Annotated in this window: 17 protein-coding genes; 7 read left to right on the top strand and 10 right to left on the bottom strand. The window is 67.6% G+C overall.

Features of this window, described 5'->3' with window-relative positions; all coding sequences use genetic code 11:
• Nucleotides 1–26 precede the first annotated feature (26 nt).
• Nucleotides 27–797, bottom strand: coding sequence for a hypothetical protein (locus tag OG219_RS04770; RefSeq protein ID WP_266823177.1), 771 nt, complete (start codon nt 795–797; stop codon nt 27–29).
• 29 nt (nt 798–826) lie between these two features.
• Nucleotides 827–1,543, bottom strand: coding sequence for a hypothetical protein (locus tag OG219_RS04765; RefSeq protein ID WP_266823175.1), 717 nt, complete (start codon nt 1,541–1,543; stop codon nt 827–829).
• A 418-nt stretch (nt 1,544–1,961) separates the two neighbouring features.
• Here OG219_RS04765 and OG219_RS04760 point away from each other — a divergent pair, with 418 nt between their 5' ends.
• Both OG219_RS04760 and OG219_RS04755 read left to right on the top strand, forming a co-directional pair.
• On the top strand, nt 1,962–3,449 hold the full coding sequence (locus tag OG219_RS04760) for a restriction endonuclease fold toxin-2 domain-containing protein (RefSeq protein WP_266836001.1): 1,488 nt from the start codon (nt 1,962–1,964) through the stop codon (nt 3,447–3,449).
• Between the two features lie 73 nt (nt 3,450–3,522).
• A complete protein-coding gene (locus tag OG219_RS04755) occupies nt 3,523–3,936 on the top strand; it encodes a hypothetical protein (protein ID WP_266823173.1) in 414 nt (137 codons plus the stop codon).
• Nucleotides 3,937–4,183: 247 nt separating this feature from the next.
• Here the strand turns inward: OG219_RS04755 and OG219_RS04750 are convergent, their stop codons facing one another.
• From OG219_RS04750 to OG219_RS04720, 7 genes are all read right to left on the bottom strand, one after another.
• A complete protein-coding gene (locus tag OG219_RS04750; protein WP_266823171.1) occupies nt 4,184–5,707 on the bottom strand; it encodes an ATP-binding protein in 1,524 nt (507 codons plus the stop codon).
• 20 nt (nt 5,708–5,727) lie between these two features.
• Nucleotides 5,728–6,183, bottom strand: coding sequence for a DUF6238 family protein (locus tag OG219_RS04745; protein ID WP_266823169.1), 456 nt, complete (start codon nt 6,181–6,183; stop codon nt 5,728–5,730).
• 43 nt (nt 6,184–6,226) lie between these two features.
• Nucleotides 6,227–7,696: an SCO6880 family protein gene (locus OG219_RS04740; protein WP_266823167.1), complete on the bottom strand. Its 1,470-nt coding sequence runs from the start codon at nt 7,694–7,696 to the stop codon at nt 6,227–6,229.
• Nucleotides 7,697–7,802: 106 nt separating this feature from the next.
• The gene (locus tag OG219_RS04735) at nt 7,803–9,167 is read right to left on the bottom strand and encodes an ATP-binding protein (protein ID WP_266823165.1); all 1,365 of its coding nucleotides are present in this window, start codon (nt 9,165–9,167) and stop codon (nt 7,803–7,805) included.
• Between the two features lie 55 nt (nt 9,168–9,222).
• Nucleotides 9,223–9,909, bottom strand: coding sequence for a hypothetical protein (locus tag OG219_RS04730; protein WP_266823163.1), 687 nt, complete (start codon nt 9,907–9,909; stop codon nt 9,223–9,225).
• A complete protein-coding gene (locus OG219_RS04725) occupies nt 9,909–10,217 on the bottom strand; it encodes a DUF6112 family protein (protein ID WP_266823161.1) in 309 nt (102 codons plus the stop codon). The genes OG219_RS04730 and OG219_RS04725 overlap by 1 nt, the downstream gene beginning before the upstream one ends.
• A 75-nt stretch (nt 10,218–10,292) precedes the next feature.
• On the bottom strand, nt 10,293–11,435 hold the full coding sequence (locus tag OG219_RS04720; RefSeq protein WP_266823159.1) for a C40 family peptidase: 1,143 nt from the start codon (nt 11,433–11,435) through the stop codon (nt 10,293–10,295).
• Nucleotides 11,436–12,062: 627 nt separating this feature from the next.
• Here OG219_RS04720 and OG219_RS04715 point away from each other — a divergent pair.
• The gene (locus tag OG219_RS04715; protein WP_266823157.1) at nt 12,063–12,812 is read left to right on the top strand and encodes a site-specific DNA-methyltransferase; all 750 of its coding nucleotides are present in this window, start codon (nt 12,063–12,065) and stop codon (nt 12,810–12,812) included.
• Between the two features lie 90 nt (nt 12,813–12,902).
• On the opposite strand, the gene OG219_RS04710 is transcribed toward OG219_RS04715, so the two are convergent.
• Nucleotides 12,903–13,820 carry a DUF5655 domain-containing protein gene (locus tag OG219_RS04710; protein WP_266823155.1) on the bottom strand — a complete coding sequence of 306 codons (918 nt, stop codon included), beginning with the start codon at nt 13,818–13,820 and terminating at the stop codon, nt 12,903–12,905.
• Nucleotides 13,821–14,363: 543 nt separating this feature from the next.
• Here OG219_RS04710 and OG219_RS04705 point away from each other — a divergent pair.
• From OG219_RS04705 to OG219_RS04690, 4 genes are read left to right on the top strand one after another with little or no spacing between them, the layout of a single operon-like run.
• Nucleotides 14,364–15,935 (top strand): TIGR02677 family protein, encoded by a 1,572-nt coding sequence (locus OG219_RS04705; protein ID WP_266823153.1) that lies wholly within the window; start codon nt 14,364–14,366, stop codon nt 15,933–15,935.
• A complete protein-coding gene (locus OG219_RS04700; protein ID WP_266823151.1) occupies nt 15,935–17,356 on the top strand; it encodes a DUF2398 family protein in 1,422 nt (473 codons plus the stop codon). The genes OG219_RS04705 and OG219_RS04700 overlap by 1 nt, the downstream gene beginning before the upstream one ends.
• Nucleotides 17,353–21,696: a TIGR02680 family protein gene (locus OG219_RS04695; protein ID WP_266823149.1), complete on the top strand. Its 4,344-nt coding sequence runs from the start codon at nt 17,353–17,355 to the stop codon at nt 21,694–21,696. The genes OG219_RS04700 and OG219_RS04695 overlap by 4 nt, the downstream gene beginning before the upstream one ends.
• Entirely contained in the window at nt 21,693–22,952 is a 1,260-nt protein-coding gene (locus OG219_RS04690) for a TIGR02679 family protein (protein ID WP_266823147.1), read from the top strand. Before OG219_RS04695 ends, OG219_RS04690 begins: the two co-directional genes overlap by 4 nt.
• The last annotated feature ends 80 nt before the right edge of the window (nt 22,953–23,032 follow it).

Below are 23,032 nucleotides of genomic sequence, written 5' to 3'. Positions count from 1 at the left end.
GGCTCCTTGTGCGATCGAGAGGAAGGTCAGCGCGTACGGCGGGGGCTGGACGGCGAAGCTGGTGAACGGGCCGCTTCGTCCGGGGAAGTGGGCTCGGCGGCGGGGCGGTGCGGGGAAGACGCGAGAGCGGCGCGGGCACGGGCGGTGTGCGTGACCGACGGGACGTCGTGCCGGGGGAGCAGAGGCACCTCGGACAGGGACGGGGCGTTGCCCGGCGTTATGTCCGGCATGACCGCCAGGTCGAGCTGGGCGGTGACGAGCTGGTCGCCGAGGAACGCGACGTGGTGGGCGATGGTGCGCAGGTGCTGGCCCAGCTCGCGGCCGTTGGCGGTGTCGAGCCGATCGCACCAGGCGGCGGCCGTGTCGATGAACTCCTCCAAGTCGCCGACGACGCCCTGGTGTTCGTCGAGGATCTGTTCCAGGACGTCGGCGACATCGGCCGAGCGGCGCAGCTCGTGCAGTTCTCCGGTCAGGGCGGTCAGTGACTGTCCGGGCAGTGCCTGGCGTACGGGCACCCCGTCCGGCGTGGGGATCGGGGGCGGCAGCATGATGCGGGGGTCGGCGGCGACCGAGAGGCCGACGTCCTGGAACTCGCGGCTTGCGCGGGCCACGGCCCGCACCGCCGTGTTGTGCGGGGTGTCGCCGGGCAGGAAGTAGAGATCGAGGGTGTTGTTGTAGCGGAAGTGGTGCTTGCGCAGCACTTCGTCGAGGAACGGGTGGTCGTCCGCCACGGCAGCGGCCACACCGAGGTCGGGGTGGACACCGAAGGCGACGTCGGGCTCGAGTTGCAGTTTCATGCTGAGGACTTCCTTTGGGTGCGGATGACCTAGCGGGCGCGGATCGGCTGCCGAGCGGCCGGGTCCGGGCGGTAGGTGACTGTGACGTCGGGCCGCTGCGGCACCGAAGTACCCGCGCGGGCCGGGGAGATGGCGGTGGCGGCTTGGGCCCGGCGCTGCCAGGTCGCGGGAGTCGGATCGGGACGTCCGTTGCCGCGGATGTAGGAGAACGCGTCGAACGCGAGGGCCGTGCTGTCCAGCCGCGTCTCGACGTAGCGCAGATCGCCCTCGCCGTGCAGCAGCACGCCTTCGCGGGTGCGCATGTCGGTGCCGACCGCGCGCAGAGTGCCGTCGGGGTCGCGGACCTGGTCGTGCACGACGATCCGGGCTGCCCGGATATCGGCATCGAGCGCGCGGGCGGCGGCGAAGACCGCCTCCCCGCCGCCGAGGACCTCCGGGACGGGGTTGTTCTCCGGTCCATCGAGGAGACCGCGGCCGGGGTTGCGGCGGGTGGCGGGCTGGAGGTCGTATGTGGCGTCGGAGGTGACGCTGTACTGCGCGGCGCGCAACGACTGGACGGCCTGCTGTCCGCGTCGCGTCAGGTCGTGATCCGGCTCGGTCAGGGCATAGAGGCGGCTGCCGGGCAGCCGCTCGAAGCCGACCCGCCGCAGCATGTGGTCGGTGACGTGGTTGTCGTGCGATGTCGCTGCCACGACGCCGTACTGGTCGTGGTGGGCGACGGTGATGTGCGGGGGTATTTCAGTCACGAGAGGTGCACCTCGCAGAGGTCGGGGCAGTGCGGAGGACGAGGATGTGGCCCGAAGACGGATTTGGTGGGGCCGCGAATCCGCGCTAGCGCGATCCGGTCGGGGGTCGTGCCCGAGGACGCCGAGCGGCGGGGCAGCTGCGGTACGTGACGTGCTCGCGGGCGGCCATGGTCCATGAGCCGGGCAACTGGGCAGTGATTGCCTCGGCGAATGCCGCAAGGTCCTCGTGCTCGTTCGGCCCGTGGGCCGAGGCGGTCTGTTGCCCTGAGGCCTACGCAGTAAAACGGGGCCAAGAGAGTGTCCGGCGGGCCTCGTTCGCAACCGTGTACGATTCGAGCAGCATCTGTCGCGGAGCTGCGGGGGGACGTTGAATCTTCGGCATCAGACTGCGAACTTCGTCAACGCGTCTTGGTCCTTGGTGGAGTTGCGTGACCTGGTCTTCAACATGCTGAGCCTGCTCTCCATGGAGCTAGGCGAGAACGGCGGCATGGCTGGCGACGATGAAGCGGGCCGGGCCTTTGCCGCTGTGTACAAGGAGGCTGTGAAGACGGTCTTCGAGCAGGCTGGGTTCGCTCATCGGGTGATGGCCAACGGCGCGGGCGCGCTGCTCAAGTCCGCCGAGAATTTCCTGAAGGCGGAAAGCAGCATCGCAGAGGAGCTCCTGGGGCAAAGCCCTCAAGGCCCAGGAATCGGTGCACAGCCGTCGGGCCCCGACTGCACCCCGCGCGCGAGCCACAACGCCGAAGATCTCCCCGAAGTCGTCGGCGAGACCAGCGGAGTCGACCAGTACCTCTTCAACGAGCGCTTCCTCGGGCAGCCGGCCAAGCTCCGTGCCGTGGCCGACACCTGGCGGAGCGCAGCCAAGATCCTCGAAAACGCGTACTGGGACTCCGAGGCCGCGTGGAAGAGAGCCACCCTCGACGAGGCCGGTGAGACGGCCGACGCGGTCGAGGAGTTCTTCAGAAAGTTCGTGGGCAAGAGCTCACCGCCCAGTTCGGTGAGTGAAGACGAGACGCTCATGGCGAACCTGCCCACCGCCTGCAGGATGATTGCCACCGCCTGCGACGCCTACGCCGATCACATAGAGACCGTCAAGCAGCGGCTGCCGTACGAGGAAACGTCCCCCACCGGCGAGGTCCTCTGGCCCTGGGAGCAGCCGCGGTTCGGAGGCGACGGCCGCGACGGTGGTCTGCACGAACTTGTCGCGAACGATATGCGGATCAACGCACTCGGGAACATCCCGCCCGCTTTGGACAGCTCCAAGGCCCGGGTGAAGATGCCGCGGCCGGACAACGACAGCCTCGTGCCGGGGCTGCCCCCGTTCCTGGCTCCGCTCATCCGCATCCCGACCCTGGTCCCGGTGGCCTACCGCCCGGCCAACGGCCCACGTGTCCAGCCGATATCCCCGGCCACTCCCCCTGACCCGCGCTTCCCGCCGCTCACGCCCGGAGCGCGGAAGAACTTCCAGACCTGGCTGAACTCCCTCCGGCAGGGGGGCTTCTCCGGTGGCAAACCCGCCGAGATCGCCTACCAGAAGCGCGTGGCCGGCTATCCCGAGTACGAAGTCCACATCCCGGCCGGGCTCAGCGTGAACAACACCCTGATGGTGGACGGATTCCGCGACAGCGACGGCATGGCGATCGAAGCCAAGTACGTCAACAAGCCGGACCAGCGCTGCTACCGCTCACTGGAAGATCTCCGAAAGAACCACGACAACGGTGACAGAGACTTCCTCTACGACAAGGACCGGCGGGAGCTCCGCAAGTACGCGGCCGCGCTCAATGACCCGCGGAACACGGAGATGCGAGGCGTCGAAACCGTCACCAACAACCAGGAGGCAGTCCAGTACTGGCGCATCATGATGGCCGCCTACGGAGTCAAAGGCCACGCCCGCTACGTTCCCTGACCACCGCTAGTACTCCCCGCACAGGAAGCGCCCCGCCACGATGGAACCGGAAGAGATCGCAGAACTCCGCACCATGTACGTCTTCACCTCGCCGGAGGGGCAGACCTGGGGCCTGACGTACGAGAGCCTGGAAGCGAAGCTGCGAGAACGGAACCCCGACGAGTTCATCGGTATCGACGACGGCTCCGACGGGCCGGTCAAAGGCTCGTCGATGCATTTCGGCATCACCCTTGACGACGAGCAACTGGAGGGAATGGCCCTGCTGTCGCCCGAGGGCGTGGCAGCGTTGGACTGCAACGCCCACTTGGCAGCCGCGTTCGCTCTGTGGCTCAGGAACGACGTGGTGCCGACCGGCATGGAGGTCATGTTCAACACGGAGTGGGGTCTGGAGGCCGACTTGCCGCCGACGCCCGTTCCCGATGCACCTCGGCCGCGAATCATTGCCGCCTTTGTGGCGCACGTCGAGGAGACCGGAGGCCTCGACTGAATTCTTTGCCGCCAGGACCACTCTCCTCCGCGAGTCAGGCGCCGGCGGCCCGCCCGGAGCGAGGCTGGTGATCAGGGCAAGCTTGCTCCAGCGTGGCGGGCATGGGGGATGACACAGCGGAAGGCACGGAGTCGCCCGGTGGTCAACGGATTCGACATCTACTTGATCATTGAGGCCGTGCCTGCGCTGTTTCCCGGTCCCGGCAAGGGGTATGACGCCATGCCGTACGCGAACCGGACCTACGTGATCACGCGAAGGCTCCCGGGACGATCTTGGACATCCGAGCGTCCGTGTCAAACAACTCGCGCTCCCGCGGGTGCAAAAGATGTTGAGTAATGAACGATCGGCCGGCCACCTTCCATAGGCCACGCCCCTTGGTGAGAGCGGAGACGGCCTGGGTCTCAACGCCGGTGAGCCCCAACAAGGAAGCCGCTGAAGCGAGTTGGTCGGCTTCCTGACGGTAGATGATCCGGGTCGAGCAGTCGGTGAGCAGCCCCTCGGCCAGGGCCCGGCCCCGGGAGCCGGCATCACCGGCGGCCAGCAGGTCGCTGAGGCGGTGGATGACCATCAGGTTCGCGATGCCCAATCCGCGGGAGAGCTTCCACTGGCTCTGCATCCGTTCCAGCAGTGCGACATGGCGCATCACGCGCCAGGCTTCGTCGTAGATCACCCAGCGCCGTCCTCCGGCGGGGTCGGCGAGCGCGGACTCCATCCAGGCGGAAGCGCACGTCATCGCCAGGACGAGCGCGGTGTCATCGCCCGCACCGCCCAGGCGGGACAGGTCGATGGACAGCATTGGCGCGCTCGGGTCGAACGCCACGGTGCTCGGCGCGTCGAACATCCCGGCCAGGTCACCGTGTACCAGCCGGCGCAACGCATGGGCGAGGTCCTCGGCGGCATGCCCGAGGCGGCCGGACAGCTCGCCGAGCGCGGCATCGAGCCGCTCGGGGGAGCCGAGGACGTAGGCGACCTCGCCCAGCAGCGGCGTGGTGCCGTTGGCCTCGGCGTAGGCGACGACCTGGTCGAGCGCCACGTCAAGGGCGGTGTGCTCCATGGGATGCAGCTCGCGCCCCAGGACCGTCTTGGCGAGCGAGCCGAGCAGCAGAAGGCGCCGCTTGCGGACCTCGCCCGTCCAGTCCTCCTCGTTGACGCCGTACGGCCGGGCGGGCGCGTCCAGGGGGTTCAGGCGTCCGGGCAGGCCGGGGCCGAGCGCGATGGTCTGCCCTCCCAGTTCCTGGGCGACGACGGTCCACTCGCCCTTCGGGTCGCAGGGCACGTAGATCCGGTAGCCGAAGGCCACGGCGCGCACGGCGAGGGACTTGGCCAGGGCGGACTTGCCCATGCCGATGATCCCGGCCAGCAGGATGTTGGGGTTGGTGAAGCCGTCGAGGCGCCCGTAGAGGGCGAACGGGTCGTAGGTGAAGGCGGCTTCGGCGTGGACGTCACGGCCGATGTAGATCCCCTGCGCGCCCAGGCCGCCCTCCGCGAGAAAGGGGTAGGCCCCGGAGGCCGTAGCCGTCGTCATCCGGTGGGCGGGGAGCTTGAGACGGCCGCCGCGGGCGGAGGCCGGGCCGGGCCGGCCAGCGGCCGGGTAGGTGGCCCGCAGCTCGGGGTCGAGACCGGGCGCCGTCGGGCGGGCTTCGGGACGTACGGCGTGGCGGGCTTGGTCGCGGGCGGCGGCGAACTGGGTGCGGGCGGTGCGTGCCGTGCGGCGGTCGCTCTTGCGGGGGACGAACAGGGGGCTGGCGCTGGCGCGGGTACGAGAGGGCATGAGGGTGGTGCTCCTGGAGGTCAGTGGCGGGTGAGGCCGGTGAAGGGGTCGCGCAGATCGGCCGGGGTGTGGTCACGGCGGACGCGGGTGGCGGTGACCAGATGGCGTTGGCACACGGTGAGTTCGGGCGCTCCCTCGGGCAGCCGGGCCCGGCACGCCTCCCGGGTAGGGAGGCGGCCGGAGCTGGGGTGCGGGGCGGCGTGGAACGCGGCGTGGAGGTGCTCGGCTGCCTGCCACAGCCGGATCCGGCACGCCCGCAGATGGTCACCCTCCGCCCTGGCCACCGGGGTAGTGCGGGCGGTGTGGGCGTCGAGCAGTCCGTACAGCGCGACGACGTGGGCGTGCAGGGAGTCGAGTTCGGCACGGCCGGCGGCGACCGGGGCGACCGGCATGTTGATCGCCTGGTGGAAGTCGAGCGCGGCGGTGGCGAACGGGACGAAGTCCGGAGCCAGTTCGGGCATGGGCTCGGTCGGCATGAGGGTGCCCTTCGGTAGAGCGCGAGATGGTGGTGCGTGTGCGCTACGGGCGGGCGAGGGGCAGGGCGGCGTTGGTAAAGGCCTCGGCCTGCTGCCAGGTCAGAAGGCGCAGGTCGACGAGGGCGGCGACGGCGGCCGTCTCGATCGCCGCGCAGGCGGCGTTGAGTTGTTCGTCGGTGTCGGCGCTGACGGTCAGCAGGCCGGTGAGGGCGACGTCGGCGTGTCCGGCGATCAGCTGGCGCTCGCGCTGCTTGATGTCGGCGTACTCGACCGAGTCCTCCTCGGAGTCGACCTGCCCCTTGCGCTGCCGCTCGGCGGCGTCCGCGATCACGGTGGCCTTGCGGCGCTGGACGTCCTTGAGCGCGGAGTCCAGGCCCTTGGGCTCATAGGTCAGCGAGAGGGTGCGGCGCACGCCGGAGGTGAACAGGAGCTGGTGCAGGAAGCCGGGTGAGGTTTCGATGCGGGGCCAGTTCTCGATCCAGAACGTGGCGTGGTGGGCCGAGTCGGTCTGGATCCGGTCGGCCTTCTCGACCAGGACGACGGGTCCGGCGGCAGCGGGCTCGGCCTGCGCGCGGCCGGAGGAGGACCACTGGTCCAGGGCGGCCGATGCCTTCGGGTCGTACGCGGTACGGATCACGGCGGCGATCTCGGCCGCGTCCAGCCAGCCGCTGGGGGCGAGACCGGAGTTGCGGGCGGCCTGGTCGAAGGTGGCGGTGAGCTGGGCCAGGACCGTGAAGGCGCCGGTGAGCCCGCCTCCGGCCTGGTTGATCAGACGGCGGGCGGCCTTCAGATCGAGGGCGAGCGCCACATACGCCTCGTGCGGAGCGGCGGCCGGTCCGGCGGCGGCCAGCAGGTCACGGTAGATGGGACCGGCGAGGTGGGTCGCCTCGTTGCCGTGCTCGTGCCAGTAGCGGTTGAGCGCGTCGCCGGAGTCGGGCACCGTGCGCTCCAGGACCTGGACCCGGGCGATGTGCCCGGTGCGCGCCAGCGCTGCCAGTGTGCGACCCCATCCCGCGACGTTGCTGGACTGGGTGGCCGGGTCGAGCAGCGCGAAGGCACGCGAGGAGACCTTCACGACCGCGGTGAGCGTGCCGTGGTGCGGATCGTGCACCGCGCCGAAACGGCCGCGCGGGGCAGTGACCACGCGCAGGGACGCTGCCGTGCCCGGGAGATGGAGAAGGCCCTCGCGGCGCGGCCGGGTGGACGGCCGGGCGAGCCAGACCAGCTGGCCCCGCGAGCGGCGCAGTGCGTACCGGGCGGTGATGGGTGCCCAGTCGGCGAGGGACCGTCCGCGGTGGCGGATGAACACCGCAGCCAGGATGACCGCCCACAGCGGTATGAGCTTGAGCGCCCCGGTAACGCCGGAAGTGAGCAGCACCGCGAGCAGCAGCAGCCCGGTGACGGTGACGACGATCAGCTGAGGAGCCGACAGGCCGAGCAGTACGCCGCGCCGCGAGCGATGCGGGAACTTCACGGTGGCCGGGCTGTCAGGCTGAGAGGTGTCGGAGAGCATGGCGAAGCCGTCCTTGGAACGTGGAGAGCAAGAAAGAAAAGAGGAGGAGGAAACGGGGCGGGCGGCGCCGGAGGCGACCGGCGCCGCCCGCCCCGTCAGCCGAGGGCTACGAACCCGATCCCCCCGGCGGCTGGGGATAGACCCACCGCTGCGGCGTGGCACCGCCCTGCGGAGAAGGCCCGCTCACCGTGGACGGCCCGGGACGCCGGGGTGCCGGCGGATCCAGATGCGTGACCTGCGGCTGCGCCACCGCCGCGCCCTGAGGCGTCGGCCCAGAGGAGACCGGCGCCGCATCGGCCGCCGTCTCCTGCCCGGGGCGCTGGATCAGCGGCTGACCGCGGTCACCATCGGTGGGAGGCCGCCGGATCAGTGCCCGGCCCTTGTCGCCGCTGGCGTTGGAGTCCTCACCGAAGCGGAAGTGGGTCTGCTTCGGCTGGTCGCCCCCGGCCGATCCGCCGGTCGGGTCGATGCCGGAGGCGACACCGCCCGAGCCCTGGCCCGGAACCTTCGACGGGCCCTGCGGAGCACGCATGCCGGTGCCGGCCTGCATCGCGAGCTGGCCCGCGGTCTTCGCCGCACCGGCAGCCACCGCCATCCCCGCGACGCCCGTACGGTGCAGGTCGCCCTGGTCACCGCCGTCGGCCGCCCAGTGCACGAACTTGTACGTGGCGTAGGGGCACAGCATCACCAAGACCATGACGACGATGCCCGCCATGGCGTCGGATAGGGCGGCGAGTCCGTCGGAGGCGTCGCTCTTGCCCATGGCCGAGACGCCCAGCAGGAACACGATCGTCATCAGCAGCTTGCTGACGATCAAAGTGCTGGTCGCCTCGATCCAGCCGCGCCGCCAGCGCTTGGCGACTTCCCAGCCGCCGCCCGCGCCGGCGAACACCGCCAGCGTCACCAGGACCAGGATGCCGACCTTGCGGGCGACCATCACCGCCCAGTACAAGAAGGCGCCGATGGCACACCCCAGGCCGACCATGGCGGGGATCGTCCAGCCCAACGCGTACATCGGGCCGAGGTTGTTGACCTCGATGACGCGGCGGATCGCGTCGTCGACCGAGCTGTTCGCCGCCTTGAACAGCCCGGCGGACAGTGCGTCGACCACGGTCAGCGCGACGGTGGTGCAGGCGATGGCGGCGAACGCGAACAGGACACCCGCCACCGTCCCGGTCACCGCTTGCGCGAGAGCGCGTTCGTCACGGCGCCAGGCCGCCCGCATCAGCTGCAGACAGAACGTGCCGACGGTCAGCACGAGACCGATGGGCAGCAGCAACTCGTAGTTGCTGCGGAACCACTCGGCGTTGAGATCGACGGCCGTGGTCTTGTCGACAGCCGTCGAGGCGAGGTCCGCGGCGGACTGGGCCAGTTCGCCCATCGACTTGGCGATCCAGGCACCGATGCCATCGGTGATTGCCTCGCCGGTCGAACCGACGACGCCGCCGACGGTGCTGCACACCGTGTCCATCAGGGGAAGGTCACATGCCCCCATGAGGGCACCTCCGTTCGGGGATTGGGGGCGATCAGGGCGCGACGCTGGGCAGCACGCCGACCAGGGCACAGGCCTGGTCGGGGCGGCACTGGACGGCGAGCGTCGTGGAGCGGGACTCGGCTCCGGCTCCGGAGCCCTTCCAGGCGATGGCCTGCTTGCCGGTGACCGTGACGGCGTAGACGTACGCCTCGGTGATCGCGCCGGGGTCCTGGGCCAGGGCGGTCTTGAACGCCTGCGGGAAGTGGCCCTCGCCGACCTTCGCGGTCGCGTGCTGGCGGTTGTCGTGCATCCGCGACCACAGCACCGGGCTGGGCACCTGATCGGAGACGGACTCCCAGTCGGCGTACTTCTTCTCGTCGGTCATCCACCGCTTGAGCCCTGCGACATGCTCGGCCCGGGAGAAGGAACGGGTGTCGTACGTCCACAGGACCTTGGTGGCCGTCTTGGCGAAGGCGATCGGATCGCTCGTCCGGGGCGGTGACGCGACGGCCCCACGCTTGCCGTCGGTCGCTTCCGGCGAAGCCGCCCGCGGCGTGGACTCCGGAGTCGGGGAGGGCTTCGCCGAGGCGGGGCTCTCCGCGCGGGTCAGATACGCGAGGAGACCGGCTACGGCCAGCATCACGGCGAGGGCGAGTCCGCCCATCAGGGCACGTCGCAGGACCGATGCGGGTGCCCCGTACGTGCGCTCCTGAGCATTGAGGGAACGTTTCTTCGGCATCAGTGAACCTGCGTCCCCATCGCTGAGAAGAACGCGACGATGCCGTTGGCCGCGCCGAGCAGCAGTGCGCACCCGGCGGCGATGACTGTGCCCTTCTTCCCGTTCGCCTCAGCCTGGTGGCCGCCGCTGTGATGGCCCCACGCCCAGACGATGGCGGAGATGGCCAGGGCGCCGACCACGGCGATGATCCCGAAGAGGTTGATCGAGGAGATGACGTTCTTCAGCACGCTGAGGCCGGGGAGACCGCCCTCCTTCGGAGTGATGCCGGGGTTGTACGCCAGGTACTGGGCGTGCTGCATGAGCTTCATTTGGAACTCCAGTGCGATTTTGGGCACGCGAGGGCCCGAGGGGAGATGGAGCGAGGGGAGGGGAGAAGAGGCCGGTCAGACGACTCGGCGGGCGGCGAGGATGTCTGCACGCCAGTCGGCGAGGGTCGAGATCTTGACCACGTCACCGGTTTTGGGGGCCTGCAGGATCAACCCCTGGCCGATGAACATCCCGACGTGTTCCGGCACTTTGGCCGTGCCGCGGGTGAACAGGAGGTCACCCGGCTTGAGGGCGTCGACGCTGACCGCCTTGCCCTCCTTGACCTGCGTGTACGTCGTGCGGGAGATCGAGACACCGCCGGCCTTGTACGACGCCTGCATCAGGGACGAGCAGTCACACCGGCCCATCGGGTCCTGGCCGTGCGGAGCGGAACACGTACCACCCCACTGATACGGCGTACCGAGCTGACCAAGGCCCCAACGGATCGCGGTACGCACTGACTTGGGCGCACTCGCCGGGATCTCGTAGCCCTCTGGGACGGACCCTGCGGGAATCGGGCCGAACGAGGACCCGTCCTCGCCGGTGCCGCACCCGGCAACGGCCGAGGAGGTTGCCTGCTGGCTCTCACCACCGGTGTCGCTGTCCTTGCCGGAACTTCCGTTCTGGCCGAGCGACTTGGCGATGGCTTTCTGGAGGGCTGTGGCCAGCGGCTCCCACTTCGCGTACGCGTCGGGAAAGCCGCTCTTCTGGACCGCCTGCGCGGCCTGGGCGATGGTCATCGACTGCCAGCCCGAGACCTTGAGCAGGCCCTCGTAGAATTTCGTCGAGGCGTGCACCGGATCACGAACCTCGGCAGCCGTACCCCAACCTTGGCTGGGACGCTGCTGGAAGAGGCCGAGCGAATCCCGATCGCCGTAATCCAGATTCCGCAGCCCCGACTCCTGCAGAGCCGTGGCCAGGGCAACGATCTGCCCCCGCGCCGGCACGTTCATCGCGACGCCGGTGGCCTGGATCGTCTCGGCGTTCGGTATCTGCTCCTCCGGGTCATCCAGCCCCGAAACGGACACGGACCCCTTGCCGCCGCCCTTGAGGATCGACTTCACCAGCTTCGCGACCGCCGCGCTGTCCGCAGCCTGTGCGCCACCCGCAGAACAGGAGGCCTGGGCACTGCTGGAACCAGCGAGAGCGACAGCGACCGGCGCTATCAACAACGTCGGGCCGAGCGCCACGGCCCCTGCTATGGCAACGACCTTCTTCACGGACGCGGGCCGAACGCCGAACCGCAGGACAGAGAACTTGGCCCCGGGGAGGGGCGCGCCTGGGCATGCTGCATCGGCAGCTCCTTACTCGTAGGCAGCGCGGCGCAGGCGTTCTCGTCGAAAAGGCCACCGGCACCGCGCCGGTTATGAATTCGCGATCCCTGAGGGAGGCAGGGAAACCAGGGCCGGGAGCTGCTAACTCCCGGCCGCTGGCCCCTTACTGGAAGCGGCAGCCAGCCGCGCTCGTAATCTCACTCGCCACATGGGGAGTCCCCTTCGCCGATTAGGAAGCCAGTCGGTGGGGTGCCAGGCACGCTGTCCTTGGACGGAACGGCACGCGTAGACACAGCTCAGCAGGGGCGTAACCAGGTTCCGTCCTGCGAACACGGCGAGACTGTAGGGACGAAATCCGGCCGCACCAAACGACCCGTGCCTCGGGCGGTTTCGGGGCGCTGAGCCGAGATCTGCTTCATTGGGTGCGGCCGGAATTCGGGGTTAACCTCCAGCGCATTGCTCGCCACGGCGACTGCTTTCGCAGTTCCGCGGAGCGACCCATGCCGACGTGCGCATCCCTCCGCGAACGGAGAAATGGGCGCACGACCGCCCCCTGAAAGAGAGAACCGCGCAATGCCGTACACCCTGCACCGAGGCGACGCGCTGACCGCCCTCGCCGGCATCCCCGACAACAGCGTCGATGCCGTGATCACCGACCCGCCCTACAACAGCGGCGGTCGAACGAGTAGCGAGCGCACCGGCCGCTCCGCACGCGCGAAGTACACCTCGGCCGACGCCGAGCACGACCTCGCCAACTTCCCCGGAGAGAACCGAGACCAGCGCTCGTACGGCTTCTGGCTCACCCTCCTGCTCACCGAGTCTTATCGCGCCACGGTTGAGTCCGGCAGCGCGCTCGTCTTCACGGACTGGCGGCAGTTGCCGACGACGACGGACGCGCTCCAGGCCGCCGGGTGGACCTGGCGCGGGATCGCCTCGTGGCACAAGCCGGTATCCCGGCCGCAGAAGGGCCGACTCAAGCAGTCGTGCGAGTACATCGTGTGGGGAACCAAGGGGCCCGTCGACGCCAACCGCAACCCTGTCTACCTGCCTGGCCTCTACACAGCGAGCCAGCCCCGGAAGGACCGCGTGCACATCACGCAGAAGCCCGTGGAAGTGATGCAGGAGTTGGTGAAGATCTGCCCGCCGGGCGGAACGGTCCTCGACCCCTTCACCGGGTCCGGGACGACCGGCGTCGCCGCCTTGCGCGAGGGCCGCCAGTTCATAGGCGTCGAACTCTCCGAGCACTATGCCGACATCGCAGAGGAGCGCCTCCACAACGCTCTGACACAGGACGACTTCGAGCTCGCCGGGCCTGAGGAGTGAGAGCGAGGAGCCCGTCACTGGGGGCAGAACACAAGAAAGGGCTGTTGCGTCACCGGGTTCGTGTGACGCAACAGCCCTTGGCTGTGGGAATCAGGAGACTTCGATGCTCCGCTGGAACAGGCCACTCGCCCGATCGAGATCCTCACGCGATCCGATCCGCACTTCGACGCCGTCCCGGATACCGAGGCACCCCAACCCGCGGACATCCCGCGAAAAGCCGTCCTGCAACTCCACCGTGTCGGGATCCAGCTTCAGATTGACGACGAGCACCCTGTTGCGAGGCTGAAAACGCACCGTGGCGACATTTTTGATGCGCCTGTACGCGATGTAGTGGGCCTGAGTCTCCTTCTGCACGTCGCTGTAGGAGAGGAGAAGCTCGTCGAGATCCGCATACAGGTCCTTCAGGTTCTGCGGGCACGCGTCGAGGTACTGCTGCACCGACTTCGCAGAGACCGGTCCGGCGGGGCGGTGCGTTTTCGAGGCTCTTCCCCGCGCCGTAGCGGAGGCGCCAGCAACCGAAGCGACGAGCTGAAGCGTGAGCACGTCGTCGAACACGCGGTAGCTCACCAGGTCGATCCGGCGGCCGATCATCTCGATGGCGACAGTGTCGTGGTGCGTGAACGATCCGGCGATGCAGACGATTCGGGGATTACTCCAGTCGATCTCCTCAGCCGCCCTGGCACCGAACTTCTCCCTGACCAGGCTCTCGAACTCGTGGTGGTGATCGTGCAGCCACGACAGGTACGAGAGCGCCTGGTTCACGACATTCTGGTCGCGCGAGCGCTTGTACTCCACGATTACCGGCGTCCCGCTCTCATCCAGGCCCAGCGAGTCGATCCGGCCCCGGTGACGACCGGTGCGGTACTCGGTCACCAGAAAGCGGATACCGAGCATCGCTTCCATGTTGGCCTCGATGAGAGTCTGCAGATCGCGTTCCACACCCACGGACGCTCCGGGTATCTCGGTAGCCTGCCTGCCCCTCACCCTGAAGACCTTCAGGTCGCTCACGTGTCTCCCCGGCTCTGCTCCGATCGCTGCGAACGAACAATCGAAACCAGAGGGCATATATTCCAGTGGGGCTCAGGACCTGATGGCTGCGGCGGGGTGGTCCGACATGCAGCCTGGAGGATGTCCCGTCTGGCCTTCCGGTCGCCGGCGAGGTGGCGACCGTACGCATCGTGACGGTGACCGCCCCCGTGCGATCTGCCGCGGAAAGGCCACGGTTTCCACGGGCTGAGCGCTCGCAGCGTGAGGGCTTCCCGCTTGCAACTGCTGACGCGATCCGGCGAACCTGGAGCTCAGTGCTGTGCTTCTTTCCGCTGCCGTCCGTAGCCGTGCCGGCCACCGAGCGGATTCTGGCCAGTTATTGCGGGCTCTATCAGCCCAGCGACTATCAACTCACCTGATCCAAAAGTGGCTTCTCGGGCGATAGCTGCCTGACGGCATGGCCGTTGAGCGGCTTCAGGGACGACCTGTTCCGGGCACTCAGGCGTGATTGTCAGTGGCAACTGTCAGGGTAGGAGCAGTAGATGTGAACGAGGGGCGGTGTAAGTGCTGCAGCGTGATGACTCGGGAATCGCAGAGTCGTTCGATTTAGATTCGTTGACGGTGGGCGACCGGCTCAGACTGTTCAACTTCACCCAGCGTGATAACCACGTCGCGTACCTGTGGGTGCTCCGGGCGATGAATGTGCTGCGGGCTGTGCACCAGGTTCAGGTCCACACCGATGACGTGGCGAAGGCCTTGAGCGAACTTGCGGCAGCGCACGACGAGGTGCCGAGCGCTGCGGACCTGAACCTGCGGGCCATGCTCGACAACCTCGCGGCCGAGGATGAACAGGTCCTCTACAAGGTGGAGGATGCGACGCGGTGCGGGAATCTGGCCGCCTACCGCAACCGCCAGTCGGTGTACCAGTTCACGGAGATCGGCTACCGCGTCTACTGCGCGGTGGAAGAGGTCATCGGGTCGCGGGTCCAAGACGCAAACCTGTCGCGTCTGGTCTTCGCCGACATCCTGGCGGACTTCAAGGCCCTGGCCACCGCGAACCGGCAGGCCGACCAGGACGAGGTCTACCGCAAGCTCACCCGGCTCGACAGCGTGCTGGAGGACATGACTCAACGGGCAGCGCGCTTCTATTTGACGCTCAACGACGTAGTCCGTACGACGGACATCTCCCCCGAGACGTTCCTCCGCTACAAGCATGCACTGCTGGCCCACATGAGCGAGTTCACGGCCGAACTGGAACGCTATGCGCCCCGCCTGGCTGAGGCTGTGCATGAGGTGGAGGACACCGGGGTGGAGACGCTGCTGGAGCGGGCGGCCGCAGCGGACGAACGGCCCATGATGCGCCCGGCTGTACGGCTGGAGGACTGGCGGCGGCGCTGGATGGGGCTGCGGCAGTGGTTCTTGGCCGATGGCACGGGCGGGTCCAGGGCGGATCAGTTGCAGGGCGCCACTCGCACCGCGATCTCTGGGGTCATCGCCCTGCTGAGGCAGGTCACGGAGTCACGCAGAGGCGGCGTGAGCCGCACTACTCAGCTGCGGCATCTGGCCGCGTGGGCTGCCGCGGCACCGGATGAGCAAGCGGCGAACGCTCTGGTCGCCGCTGCTTTCGATCTACGCTCCGTACGGCATCTTTCGGGCGCCCACGACGATGACGACCAGATCTCGCCGCGTTCGACGTGGTGGGAGGCGCCGGGTGTGGAGATCAGCGTCAGCCTCTTCAAGCACGGTAAAAGGCCGGCGCAGGGAGGTCCGCAGCCGGTGCGGAAGTCCCGGGGCGCGCACGCCCGCCTGCGCGAGGCGCAACTGGCAGAGCGGGCCGCGGAACGGAGCGCGGCGGAAACGCTCCTGGAGCACGGACCTCATGATCGAGTACTGAACCAGGCGGAGACTCGCGCCGTGCTCAAGCTGCTGACCCGCGCCCTGGAGGCGCGAACGGTCGTCGCGGGACGTCTGCGCTCAGGCACCGGCAGCAGCGATGTGCTGACGCTGCGTCTCGTGCCCAGTGAACACGGGAGTCGCGTGCGGACCGAAACCGGCACGCTGCACCTGCCCGGTTTCGCCCTGGAGATCAAGCCCCACGGTGCGATGCGTCGCCGTCTCGGATCGGAGGCGCCCTGATGCCTGCCCATCGCGTAGCCGCATCCGTGGAGCCCGCGGACCTCAGCTCGTACCAGCAGGCGGCCCGGCTCATGTTGTTGCACAGCGTGGTCACCGAGACCTACCCCCGGACCAAGGCGCTTGCGTCGGTCCTGCAGTGGGCCGACGAACTGACGAAGGACTTCCGGGACCTGTTCGGATACACGCTGTCCACGAGCGCCCGTCATGCTCGCCTCCTGCGGCGGCTGGATGCCTTCGACGAGAGCCAGGCGTTTCTCACGGTGAAGAGTAAGAAGCCCTTCGACCGGCGGCGGCTCGCATACCTGTGTCTGGTCCTGGCGTGCTTGAACCGGTCGCGGATAGAGATCACCCTCGCCGATCTCGTCAAGTTCCTTGCTCCGTACGCCAACGCCATCGAGCATCTCGGCTTCGACGCGACGGCAGCGGGCCACAAGGACGCGGTCGTTGACGTGATGGACTGGCTGGTCGACCGAGGGGCGCTGCGGATTTCCGACGGTTCCACCGAGGACTGGGCCCGCGACCACGATCGTGGGGACGCGCTGTTCGACATCGACCACGACGCCTGCGCAGCCCTCTTCAAGCCCAACAGGCCCCTGCAGCACCTGACGAGCGCCGCCGGTCTGCTGGACACCCCGACCGCGGGCACCGGGCGGGACCCGCGTCGGCGTCTGGCTGCCCAGCGGGCCCGACGGATGCTCATCGAGCACCCGGTGGTCTACTTCGCCGGCATCGACCCGGAAACCGCGATCGCGCTGCGCCAGCCCACTCTGGCCGAGGACATCGCACGTCTGACCGGTCTGCCCGTCGAGCGCCGGGCTGAGGGGATCATGCTTGTCGACACCACGGGGCGCTTCACGGACAAGCGTTTCCCGGGGCGAGGAGGAGCAGTCAACCGGACCGCCGGTCTGATACTGGCGAAGATCGCGGACCTGCAGGAAGACCCCGACCGTTCCGACAGCCTGCAGCGCCTTCTCCCACCTGACCCGCGAGAAGAACACGCGGACCTGCTGAGTCGCATCGACATGGCCCTGCCCGAGGCCGGCACGCTCGAAGCCCTCGCTCATGACCCGCAGACAGACAACGGCCAAGGGACGCACGGACCAGGAACGGAAGCCGACGCAGCCGAACAGCGGGCGGGCCTGCCGTTCGTTGAGCAAGGCGTGCTGGAGCAGATGATCACCGAGCTGTACGAGGAGTTCGGTCCGTCCTCGTTCACCAACAAATGGCAGGGCGATCCAGGAGGGCTCCTGGCCGAGGCCCTCTCTCTGCTGGCAGACCTGCGCCTGGTGCACCTCGTCCCTGGGGGAATCCTGGTGTGCCCTGCCGCGGCGCGTTACCGCAATATCACCGCCGTGCTGCCTCGACCTGCGTACGAAGGTCAGTTCGCCCTCGACTTCCCCCTTGAGGACACCTCTCGATGACGCTCATCCCGCATCCCCGCAACGCCGAGTATCCGGAGGCCCGATTCAAGCCCACGCGTGCGGGGGTGATCGGCCTGTGGGACTACATCGACGAGGAGTTCGTCTTCGCCGACGGTCGCCTGGTGCTTCGCGGGCACAACGGATCCGGCAAGACCAAGGCCCTGGAGGTGCTCTTCCCCCTCGTGCTGGACGGCGTCCTAGACGCACGACGGCTGGATCCGTTCAGTGGCGAGGAACGGACCATGAAATCGAACCTGCTCTACAAGAAGCAGGAGTCCGCATACGGCTATGTATGGATGGAATTCGCCCGCACTGCCCCCGACGGCAAGGTCATCGAGGCTGTTACCGCTGGCATCGGCATGCGAGTGACGAAAGCGATGCCCTCGCCGGCCCGCTTCTACTTCGTCACCGATGGCCGCATGGGCCTCGACTTTGGTCTCCTGGACGATGCTTCGCGGCCACTGCGGGAAAAGGCACTGGCGAAAATGCTGGGCGAGGATGCCACGTACGAGACGGCAGAGGCATACCGCGATGCCATCGACGACCGGCTGTTCGGCCTTGGACGCGAGCGCTACAGCCAACTGATCAACCTGCTGCTCCAGTTGCGGCGCCCTCTCCTGGCCAAGGACCTGGATCCGGCCAAGGTGTCCGACACCCTCACCGCGGGTCTGCGCCCCGTCGACGAAGACCTGATCAAGCAAGCCGCCCGGGACTTCGAGAACCTCGCAGAGATCCAGGCGCTCCTCAATGCCTTGGCCGGGGCCGACACAGCCGTACAGAACTTCCTGCGTGAGTACACCAGTTACCTGCAAGTCCACGCCCGAGACCGCGTAGACCAGGTCAAGGAGCGCACACAGGCCACGGCCGACGAGTGCGCCAAGATCCTTCAGGCAGCGGAGGAACGGCGCACCGCCGACGGGCAACTGGCTGAGGCACGACAACGCCGGGACACCGGTGAACGGCAGCGCAAAGAGATCGGCACACGTCTCGCCACCCTCAGGAATCATGACGCCGTTACGCAGCAGAAGGACCTCGACGAGCTACGTGACCGAGTGCGCGACGAGAACCAGGGCATCAAAGACAGCGACCGCCTCCTCAACGGCGCTTGGGGGCACCTGGCCACTCTCAAGGGTGAGGCAGAGAAGGTCGGCGAGCGGTGCGAGAAACTCAACGCAGCCGCATCACGGCACACCCGAGACCTCTTGGACGCGGCACGCCGCTCCGGCATCCTCCTCGAAGAGGACGCACTGAACTTCGATACCGCGTTCCAGACGCACGTCGTCGGCTACACGACCGCACGCGAAACCGAACTCGAAGATGTGCGCCACCATCTCACCGCGGTCGAGCAGGCTATGGAGGATCAGGGCCGCGAGCAAAAACGTGTGGATATCGCAGCTGCTGAACTCACGGAGACCGAGCAGAAGTCAGCTGCCGCCGCCGATCAGCTCAGCCAGGCGCGCGCAGAGGCCGCCCAGGATCTCGACCAAGTCATCGCTCGCTGGACCGGCGACGGCGAAGCCGCGGTTCTCTGCCCCGCCGACCGTGCACCCTTGCTCGCTGCTTTGGCCGCGGCAGGAGAGCCGGCAGCGACCCCGCTGCCTGAGGTCTTCCGCGCTCTCACTGATCAGCGCCGAACTGCTGCCCTCACCCGCGTCGAAACGCTCAAGAGGCAGTACGGCGACATCTCGGACGCCCTGCACAAGACGCGAAGCGAGCGAGACAGGGTGGCGGCTGAAGAAGACGAGGCACCTCCGCTCAGCGACCTGCGACCCGCCAATAGAGAGGGAAGGCCAGGCGCTCCGCTGTGGCAGCTCGTACGGTTCGCCGATCACATTTCCGATGACCACGCTGCCGCGGTGGAAGGCGCCCTGTACGCGGCCGGGTTGCTCACCGCATGGCTGCACCCCGGCTCGGAGGCCACCGACCAGGCACTGCGCGATAAGGTCGCCGACGCCTATCTGCGTCCACTGCCCGTCACACAACGGCCCACCGGGAGCACACTGGCCGACATCCTGGTTGTCGAAGACCAGGAACATGTGAGCCCCGAAGGTGTGCAAGCCGTCCTCGCTTCCATCGGGGTCACGGACGAAGCTCCGACAGCCGACAGAGACATCGACACGGATAGCGCCCCTTACATCACCGTCGGGTCGCATTTCTCCCTGGGCGTTCAGGTCGGTGCCCATCCCAAGGAACAGCCGGAGTACATCGGAGCCACTGCACGGGCTGCACGCCGACGTGAGCGGCTGAGCCGCCTCGATGGGGCCATCACCGTGCTGGAGACCCAGCTCACAGATGCCGAGGGTCAACGGCAGGACGCCCAGGAGGTGTTCGACGACTTCGACCGCGCGCGCTGCCAGCTCCCCAGCACCCAGATGATCGACGAAGCGGCACGCGACGTGGCGGTGATCGCCGGCAATCTCGCCGGAGCTCGCCGTCGCCTTGAGAAGACTCGCAAAGACCTTGATGGTGCTGTTGCCCGTGCACACGAGAAGAAGCGGCTGTTGAGACAAGCCGCCACAGCCGCGCGGCTTCCTACGACCCGTGAGGAACTGAAAAACGTCGCCCAGGCCGTCACCGATTTCGGCGCTGCCGGTAAGGAGCTTGCGGTATGCCGAGAACAGATCGATGAGGCCGAGAAGGACCTCGCGGGCCGCAAAGAGATTATCGAAGGGCAGGCGCAGACCTACGCCGAGGAGGCCGAGCAGCTGCAGACACGCAAGGATGCTTTCGCCGTCCTGGAAGAGCGGCTACGTACGAGGCAAGAGACGCTTGAAGCACCGCTCCGGGAGATCCTCCAGAAGATCAAGGTGGCCGAGGGGCAGCTGGCGGAAGCAGAGAAGGCACACCGGCGTGCGGTGAAGGACGTCGAAGACCAGCGCGACCGGCTCATGAAGGCCAAGAACACTCTGGAGTTCGTCGGCGACGTCCTGACGACCGCCGTGCGTGAGCAGCTACGAACGACCCTCACCCTTGAGCCGTACGCCCGGCCGGACCTGCTCGGCCTCCTCGACACAGTGGTGGACACCGTCTGGGTGCCGCGCGAAGTGTGGCCATCTGCCGAGGAGACCGTGCGGCGACTCATGGACATGCTGACTGCCCACGACACCTCGGTCACCGGCATCGAGGCAGCCCGCAGCGCCGTCCCTGCGACCGTCATCTCCCTTGTCGACGCACTCGATGAAGCCACTCAGGGCCGCCGTATCACCGAGAGCCTCCTGAAGACCGCCACCACAAAGATTTCCACGGCCATCACCACGTTGGAAGGCGCCCTGCTCGGATCCGATCAGGGCTACCTCTTCGAGTGGGAGCAGGCCGGCGACATCATCTTGGCCCGGGTTACCGACAGCGAAGGCCCGGCGCCAGTGGCGGACTTCGGGCGCCGATTGGCCGAACAACTCGCCGACCAGCGGGTATTGCTGGAGGAGAAGGAACGCACCGTCCTTGAAGACGGCTTGCTGACCGGGCTCGCCGAGCAGATTCACAGCCGCACCACTGCGGCCCGCGATTTGGTCAGGAACATGGACGCCGACACCCGGGCCAGGCCGATGTCGTCCGGAACGACGGTCGGCATCCACTGGGTCGCCTCCGACAGCCTGACCGACTCCCAGAAGGCCGTCAGCAAACTGCTGGAGAAGGACGCGTCCGGACTCGCCCCCGCGAGCTTGGCCGAACTCCGCTCCCACCTGCGCAGCCAGATCCGCACCAAGGCCGCCGCAGACAAGAAGCAGAGCTACCAACACGTGATCGCCGAAGTCCTGGACTACCGATCCTGGCGCAAGTTCGAACTGCGGCTGTTCCGCCCGGGCATGAGTGAGGAGGAGAGGAAGAAAGGAGAAGTTCTCACCAAGGCCAAACACAGTGTGATGTCCGGCGGTGAGAAGTCCGCCTCCATCCACCTGCCACTCTTCGCCGCCGCCCATGCCCAGTACAGTTCCGCCTACCCCACCTGCCCACGCCTGATCGCCCTCGACGAGGCGTTCGCCGGCATCGACGAGAAGTACCGCCCCGACTTGCTCGCCCTCACGGCCAAGTTCGACCTCGACCTCTTCATGACCGGCTACGACCTGTGGATCACTTATCCCGACGTGCCGCAGATCTCGCACTACGACATGAAGCACGACGAGGCATCTCACACTGTCTCCGCCATGCTGCTGGTCTGGGACGGCGAACAGATCCTCGACGACGTCGGATACCCCGGATCCGAAGATCTGGCCGCCGAGCTGCTCAACTTCCGGCCAAGCCGCCACGTTCCAGCCCACGCGGGGTTGCTCACCGACGTGCCTGAGGAAGAGCCGATGGACACCGGCATTGAGGAAACCGAGAACGAGGGGGAGCAATGAGCCTGCCGACGCCCGACGCATACGAGCGCTATCGCGGCCCCGAGTTCCGCCGCCTTCTTGGGGCCGCCCGGCGCTCTCTTGAACGCAATGGAGGCGAGATCACCGGCTCCATCGGCCTGACGAATCCAACGACAGATGAGCGCAACGCCATCATCGGCATCACAGGCGTGTATCGCTCGGCGGACGTCCGCCGAGTCTCTCTTCCACTCGAGGCACTGGACCAGAACGTCCGCAACGTCACCGGCGCTTCCCTCCGAGAGCTCTTGGAACGACTCGGTCCTCCGCTGCGGTTTCGAGCCGACGAGCGGAGCGCCATTGATCAGGCCCGGCAGCAGCTGTTGGCCGAGGGAGAGGCCAGCACGCTTCACGCCCAGAACCCCTGGTACAAGGAGTGGCTGAGCGGCCTTGCCTCTGACGGGACGATCACTGGGCTGATCAATAAGAAGGACGAACGCCTCCTCAGCCAGGCCATCCGAGTTCTGGAATACCTCGATGCTCGCACCAGCGGTTCGCCCCCGGTCATGCTGGCCGCCTTGGCCGACGCCGCCACGGGAAACACCAAGGCCCTCAACCCTGGCCAAGGCTCGCTGCCGACCCTCGTACTCCGTGCGCTGGCAACAGCACGAGGAGTTCCGCTCGAGGCAGGAGCCGAGGCCCGGCGCGAGCTCTGGGACGCGTTTGACGTCATCGTCGACGACCTGGCCAGCCGCGTCCTCGTCCTCAATCTGCCGGCGGCTGGTCGAGGGCTGGGGGAGTGGCTCACTGACGCGGCTCGATACGGCACCCCCTTCCACGTCACACTTCACCAGCTGGTCACCTTGCCCGTCACCGTGCACCTGCCGCTGGTGTACGTGTGTGAGAACCCGGCTGTCCTCCGCCGCGCCGCCGGAGAACTCGGCGCAGACAGCCCGCCGTTGATCTGCGCCGAAGGCCGGCCTTCAACGGCCTTCCACCGACTGGCCCGCTTGATCGTCAACGGCGGGGGCCGACTCCTCTACCACGGGGACTTCGACTGGCCGGGAATCGACATGACCAATCAACTCATCGGCCGCTATGGAGCTGAGCCCTGGAAGATGAGTGCTGAGGATTACCTGGAAGGGCTCCGGACCGAAGACGACCACGTCGCCTTGTCCGGAAAGGCCCGTAACACTTCATGGGACCCGCGTTTGAGTAATGCGATGCAGGAGCATCAGGCGGCTGTCTACGAGGAAGGCGTCGCTGACGCCCTCCTGGCGGATTGGGGTAACCAACTCTGATCATGGGCGGGTGATGACCTGCTGAGGGGGCAGTCGACAGCCGCCGGGGCGGGATGCCCCACGGTAGAGCGGCAGAGACA

Origin of the sequence: Streptomyces sp. NBC_00038 (assembly GCF_026343635.1) — a bacterium.
Classification (GTDB): domain Bacteria; phylum Actinomycetota; class Actinomycetes; order Streptomycetales; family Streptomycetaceae; genus Streptomyces.
The sequence above is the reverse complement of the archived record's forward strand: the minus strand, read 5'-3'. Positions and strand labels throughout refer to the sequence as shown.